This is a genomic window from Streptomyces katrae, from assembly GCF_000966975.1.
Classification (GTDB): domain Bacteria; phylum Actinomycetota; class Actinomycetes; order Streptomycetales; family Streptomycetaceae; genus Streptomyces; species Streptomyces katrae.
Map to the genome: position 1 here is coordinate 1 of NZ_JZWV01001158.1, position 6,275 is coordinate 6,275.

Genomic DNA, 6,275 nt, shown 5'->3' on the forward strand with positions numbered 1-6,275 from the left:
GGGTCGGGGGGCCGCCGGGGGAGTCTCGTTCGGGTGGATGCGTCGCGCGCCGCGCCCCGGACCGTGGCGTGCGCTGGTAAGCGGTGGTGGATGCAGCTCTCCTCCCCGCGCCTGCGCGCCGCCCTGCTCGCCGCGGCCTCCCTCAGCCTCGTCGCCGCCGTGCTGCCCCCGCCGAAGCCGCTCGGCATCGGCGACCGGCTCTTCCCCGAGCTCGGCAACCCCGGGTACGACGTCCTCTCGTACGACCTCTCCCTCACGTACAAGGACAACCGCACCCCCCTCGACGCGGTGACCGCCATCGAAGCCAGGGCCCTGGCCCCGCTGGAGCGGATCAACCTGGACTTCACCCACGGGACGGTGGCCTCCGCCGAGGTCAACGGCGAACCCGCGCGGTTCGAGAGCGCCGGGGAGGACCTCGTACTGACCCCCGCACACCCCCTCGCCGCGAACACCCCGCTGCGGATCACCGTCCGGCACACCAGCGACCCGCGCGGCTCCGCCGACGGCGGCTGGGTCACCACCGAGGACGGCCTGGCCATGGCCAACCAGGCCGACGCCGCACACCGCGTCTTCCCCTGCAACGACCACCCCGCCGACAAGGCGTACTTCACCTTCCACGTCACCGCCCCCGAGGGCTACACGGTCGTGGCCAACGGCCTGCCGGGCGCGCTCCCGGCCGCCCGTACCGCCGGGACGACGGAGTGGACCTACCGGACCCTCCACCCGATGGCCACCGAGCTCGCCCAGGTCTCCATCGGCCGCTCCGCCGTCCTCCAGCGCACCGGCCCGCACGGGCTGCCGCTGCGCGACGTGGTCCCCGCCGCCGACCGGAAGCGGCTGGAGCCCTGGCTGCGCAAGACCGCCGGGCACATCGAATGGATGGAGCAGCACGTCGGCCGCTACCCCTTCGAGAACTACGGGGTGCTGATCGCACGCGCCCGCACCGGCTTCGAGCTGGAGACGCAGACCCTCTCGCTCTTCGAGAACGGCCTGTTCGCGGGGGAGGCCGAGGGCTACCCCGAGTGGTACGTCGAGGCGATCATGGTCCACGAGCTCGCCCACCAGTGGTTCGGCGACAGCGTCACCCCGCGCACCTGGTCCGACCTGTGGCTGAACGAGGGGCACGCCACCTGGTACGAGGCCCTGTACGCGGACGGGCTCGGCAAGTACTCCCTGGAACGGCGGATGCGCGAGGCCTACCAGCGCTCCGACCAGTGGCGGGCGGCGGGCGGCCCCCCGGCGGCCCCGAAGCCGGCGGCCCCCGGACAGAAGATCGGACTGTTCCGGCCGGTGGTCTACGACGGGGCGGCACTGATCCTCTACGCGCTGCGCGAGGAGATCGGCACCGCCGCCTTCGACCGGGTCGAGCGGCGGTGGGTGGCGGAGCACAAGGACGGGACGGCGGGCACGGAGGACTTCGTACGCCTGGCCTCCCAGGAGGCCGGACGCGACCTGTCGGCCTTCCTGGAGCCCTGGCTCTACGGGGAGAAGACCCCGCCCATGCCCGGCCACCCGGACTGGAGCGCCCCCGCGGCCAAGGCCGCCCCGAAGCCCGCGCCCGGAAAAACGGTATGACGGGCCCGGAACGGGCATGTCACCATCGATGAGGCCGACGACGAGGCGGTCCGGGGAATCACCGGACCGGGTCCCGCGTTGGACGTGACAGAGTCAGTCACGCACGGCGGTACCTTTGGCCCTGGCCGGCGCGCACGCAATCGAATCGACGTAAGGATCCAATGACCTCCTCTTCATCCCCTTCCCAGGACCCGCGGGACGCGCAGGACGTGCGGGACCCGCAGCGCTTCACCGAGAGCCTTCGGGCCGATGCCCTGATGGAAGAGGACGTCGCCTGGAGCCACGAGATCGACGGAGACCGGGACGGCGACCAGTTCGACCGCTCCGAGCGCGCGGCCCTGCGCCGCGTGGCCGGTCTCTCCACCGAGCTCGAGGACGTCACCGAGGTCGAGTACCGACAGCTCCGCCTGGAGCGCGTGGTGCTCGTCGGTGTCTGGACCTCCGGCACGGTGAGCGACGCCGAGAACTCCCTCGCGGAGCTCGCGGCCCTCGCCGAGACGGCGGGCGCCCTCGTGCTCGACGGTGTCATCCAGCGCCGCGACAAGCCCGACCCGGCCACCTTCATCGGTTCCGGCAAGGCCCGCGAGCTGCGTGACATCGTGCTGGAGAGCGGCGCCGACACCGTCGTCTGCGACGGCGAGCTCAGCCCCGGCCAGCTCATCGCCCTCGAGGACGTCGTCAAGGTCAAGGTCGTCGACCGGACCGCCCTCATCCTGGACATCTTCGCCCAGCACGCCAAGTCCCGAGAGGGCAAGGCACAGGTCGCCCTCGCGCAGATGCAGTACATGCTGCCGCGCCTGCGCGGCTGGGGTCAGTCGCTGTCCCGGCAGATGGGTGGCGGCGGCGGTGGCGGCATGGCCACTCGCGGCCCCGGTGAGACCAAGATCGAGACCGACCGGCGCCGCATCCGCGAGAAGATGGCGAAGATGCGCCGGGAGATCGCCGAGATGAAGACCGGCCGCGACATCAAGCGGCAGGAACGGCGCCGCAACAAGGTGCCCTCGGTCGCCATCGCCGGCTACACCAACGCCGGCAAGTCCTCCCTGCTCAACCGCCTCACCGGCGCCGGCGTCCTGGTGGAGAACGCACTGTTCGCCACCCTCGACCCGACCGTGCGCCGCGCCGAGACCCCCTCCGGCCGGATCTACACCCTGGCCGACACCGTGGGCTTCGTCCGGCACCTGCCCCACCACCTCGTCGAGGCGTTCCGCTCCACGATGGAGGAGGTCGGCGACTCCGACCTCATCCTGCACATCGTGGACGGCTCGCACCCGGCGCCGGAGGAGCAGCTGGCGGCGGTCCGCGAGGTCATCCGCGAGGTCGGCGCGGTCAACGTGCCCGAGATCGTGGTGATCAACAAGGCCGACGCGGCGGACCCGCTCGTCCTGCAGCGCCTGCTGCGCATCGAGCGGCACTCCATCGCCGTCTCGGCCCGCACCGGCCAGGGCATCGGGGAACTCCTCGCGCTCATCGACAGCGAGCTGCCCCGGCCCGCCGTCGAGGTGGAGGCCCTGGTGCCTTACACCCGCGGCGGACTGGTCGCCCGGGCACACGCCGAGGGCGAGGTGATCTCCGAGGAGCACACCCCGGAGGGCACCCTGCTCAAGGCGCGGGTCCACCAGGAACTCGCGGCGGAACTGGCGCCGTACGTCCCTGCCAAGCAGTAACGCCACCCGGCAAGACCGAGGGCCCTCCGCGCGTGCGGAGGGCCCTCGGCCGTTCCCCGCCTGCCGGCGGGAACGTGCTCAGCGCTTGAACTTGGCGCTCACGGCGTCGTAGATCCCCTTGGCCTCCGGACCCAGCTTGGGGCCGGCCAGCCAGCCCGCCTTCGCCGGGCCGATCGAGGTGTTCGAGACCAGCGCCGGCTTGCCGTCGGCGCCCGTCGCGATCCAGCCGCCGCCGGAGGAGCCGCCCGTCATCGTGCAGCCGATGCGGTACATCACCGGGTCCTGCTGGTGCAGCGCCAGACGGCCCGGCTTGTCCGTGCACTGGAAGGCCTTCTGACCGTCGAACGGAGCGGCCGCCGGGTAGCCCGTCGCCGTCATGCCCGTGATCTTCGGGACCGCCGGGGCGTTGAACTCCACCGGGAGCGCCGTACCGACCGTCTCCTCCAGGGACTTGCCGTTGCCGCCCTTCTCCGGGGTCACGTGCAGCACCGCGAAGTCGTACGGCGCGCCCGCGCCGCCCGTCGGACCGCCGGTCGCGATCCACTGGTCGGAGGTCTGCGCCCAGTCGCTCCACCACACGCCGTACGGGGCCACCTGCTCGCGCGGCGCGCCCTTGAGCTCGGCCGCCGGCCGGCCCGCGTTGTTGTACGAGGGGACGAAGGCGATGTTGCGGTACCAGCCGCCGGCCTTGCCCGCGTGCACGCAGTGGCCCGCCGTCCAGACCATGTTCGACTTGCCGGGGTGCGCCGGGTCCTTCACCACGGTCGCCGAGCAGACCATCGAGCCCTCGGGACCGTCGAAGAAGACCTTGCCGGACGCCGGGACGCTCGAGTGGTACGGCGCGGCCGCCGCCTTGGCCGTCACCGGCGCCGGGGTCGGGTCCGTGACCCCTTGGTCCTTGCCGGCGTCCGGGTCGACGGACGGGCGCTGCGGCTGCTCCGCGTCACGCATCCGGTCCGGGTCCCACAGGCCGTCGATGATGGGGTTGACGTAGTCGCCCGCCTCGCGGAGCCAGTCGTCCTTGTTCCAGTTCTTCCACGCACCCCCCTTCCACTTCTCCATGTCGAAGCCGTGCTGCTTGAGCTTGTCCTTGAGCTCTTGCGGGATCTTGATCGGGCCGTCCGCGGCGCCGGACGGGAGGGGCGCTGCCGGAGGGGCGCTGCCGCGGTCGGCTTGGCGTCGCCGCCGGCCTCCCCGTCGCCGGGTCCGCAGGCCGCGGCGGTCAGCGCGAGCGCGGCCGCGCAGAGGGCCGCGGTGACCGGTCGGTTCGGTCGCATGTCGTAAGTCCCCCAGGTGCTTCGAGGTGTTGGGACGGTGTCGTCCAGGGTGCTTCGGTGCGCATTCGCAGCACCCCACTATGCCGCCGCCGTTGAAGACGGCGGCCCCCGGGTCGGCGGTTCCGGGTCCCGCCTGTGGTCTTCACCCCCTGCTCACACCGGGTGCCCGGCCGGCCGGGGCGGGCTGCTGAAGGCTCTTCAGGGCCCCTGGACCGCAAGGATCTTCGGTTCGACCCGTGATCCGCCGCGGTCCCCGTCGTTGGTACGTACGGGGGACGGTGCAGCAGCGTTCGTGTTCGAGGCGCAATCCGGAAGAGGAATCCGTGCGGGAGGTCCGACAGTCGTGTCCCTGACCGAGCAGGCCGCAGCCGCGGCACAGATCCCGCCCCAGGGCGGCCGGGCGCCGGGCGCGGCCGAGGGCATCCTGCGCCGGCAGGCGCTGAGGGAGTCCGCGGCCCGGACGTACGCGCGCTCGCTGCCCATCGTCCCGGTACGGGCACGGGGACTGACCATCGAGGGCGCCGACGGGCGGCGCTACCTCGACTGCCTCTCCGGTGCGGGCACCCTCGCCCTCGGGCACAACCACCCCGTGGTCCTCGAAGCCATCCGAGGGGTGCTCGACTCGGGGGCCCCGCTGCACGTGCTCGACCTCGCGACCCCGGTCAAGGACGCCTTCACCACCGAACTCTTCGCGAACCTGCCGGCCGGGCTCGCCTCCGACGCCCGCGTCCAGTTCTGCGGACCCGCCGGGACGGACGCGGTCGAGGCCGCGCTGAAGCTGGTCCGGGCGGCCACCGGGCGCTCCGGCCTGCTCGCCTTCGCCGGGGCCTACCACGGCATGACGGCCGGTGCCCTGTCCGCCTCCGGCGGCGCCACCGACGTCCGGGTGACCCGGCTGCCCTATCCGCAGGACTACCGCTGCCCGTTCGGAATCGGCGGCACGGAAGGCGCGCGGCTCTCGGCGGCCTGGACCGAGAGCCTGCTCGACGACCCCAAGGGCGGGGTGCCCGCCCCGGCGGGCATGCTCGTCGAACCCGTCCAGGGCGAGGGCGGGGTCCACCCGGCCCCGGACGAATGGCTGCGCCGGATGCGGGAGATCACCCAGACCCGGGGCATCCCGCTGATCGCGGACGAGGTCCAGACCGGGGTGGGCCGCACCGGCGCCTTCTGGGGCGTCGACCACGCCGGGGTGGTACCCGACGTGATGGTGCTGTCCAAGGCCATCGGCGGCAGTCTCCCGCTCGCCGTGATCGTCTACCGCTCGGAGCTGGACGTCTGGGAGCCCGGCGCCCATGCCGGAACGTTCCGCGGCAACCAGCTCGCCATGGCCGCCGGCACCGCCACCCTCGCCTACGTCCGCCGCAACGGCCTCGCCGAGCGCGCGGCCGAGCTGGGCGGCCGCATGCTGGCGGCCCTGCGCGGCCTGGCGGCCGACCAGCCCTGCGTCGGCGACGTGCGCGGCAGGGGCCTGATGCTCGGCGTCGAGATCGTCGACCCCGACACGGGAGCCGCGGCCCCCGCCCTCGCCGCCGCCATCCGCCAGGGGTGCCTGGACCGCGGGCTGATCGTCGAACTCGGCGGCCGCCACGGCGCCGTGGTCCGCCTGCTGCCCCCGCTCACCCTCACCGACGAGCAGGCCACAGCCGTCCTGGACCGCCTCGCCGACGCCGTCCCCGCAGCCGCCCACTGACCAAGGACCCACCCATGCCAGACCCCGAGACAACACCCCCCACCCCGCACCCCGAGACCCCCACCC

3 protein-coding genes and 1 pseudogene are annotated in these 6,275 nt (G+C 73.1%); 3 read left to right on the top strand and 1 reads right to left on the bottom strand.

The annotated features are described in order from the left end of the window. The first annotated feature begins 90 nt into the window (after positions 1 to 90). Together VR44_RS34150 and hflX are read left to right on the top strand one after the other, a co-directional pair. The gene (locus VR44_RS34150) at positions 91 to 1,575 is read left to right on the top strand and encodes a M1 family metallopeptidase (protein ID WP_045951527.1); all 1,485 of its coding nucleotides are present in this window, start codon (positions 91 to 93) and stop codon (positions 1,573 to 1,575) included. A 161-nt stretch (positions 1,576 to 1,736) separates the two neighbouring features. After that, positions 1,737 to 3,242, top strand: coding sequence for a GTPase HflX (hflX, locus tag VR44_RS34155; protein WP_045951528.1), 1,506 nt, complete (start codon positions 1,737 to 1,739; stop codon positions 3,240 to 3,242). A gap of 78 nt (positions 3,243 to 3,320) precedes the next feature. Here hflX and VR44_RS34160 read toward each other — a convergent pair. After that, positions 3,321 to 4,519: pseudogene (locus VR44_RS34160) on the bottom strand (trypsin-like serine peptidase). 343 nt (positions 4,520 to 4,862) lie between these two features. On the opposite strand from VR44_RS34160, the gene VR44_RS34165 reads away from it, so the two are divergent. Next, positions 4,863 to 6,209 (top strand): diaminobutyrate--2-oxoglutarate transaminase family protein, encoded by a 1,347-nt coding sequence (locus VR44_RS34165; RefSeq protein WP_045951529.1) that lies wholly within the window; start codon positions 4,863 to 4,865, stop codon positions 6,207 to 6,209. Positions 6,210 to 6,275 lie beyond the last annotated feature (66 nt).

Bases quoted from the DNA above. Each gene is read 5' to 3' on its own strand.
- VR44_RS34150 (WP_045951527.1), top strand. From the start codon at position 91: ATGCAGCTCTCCTCCCCGCGCCTGCGCGCCGCCCTGCTCGCCGCGGCC.
- hflX (WP_045951528.1), top strand. From the start codon at position 1,737: ATGACCTCCTCTTCATCCCCTTCCCAGGACCCGCGGGACGCGCAGGAC.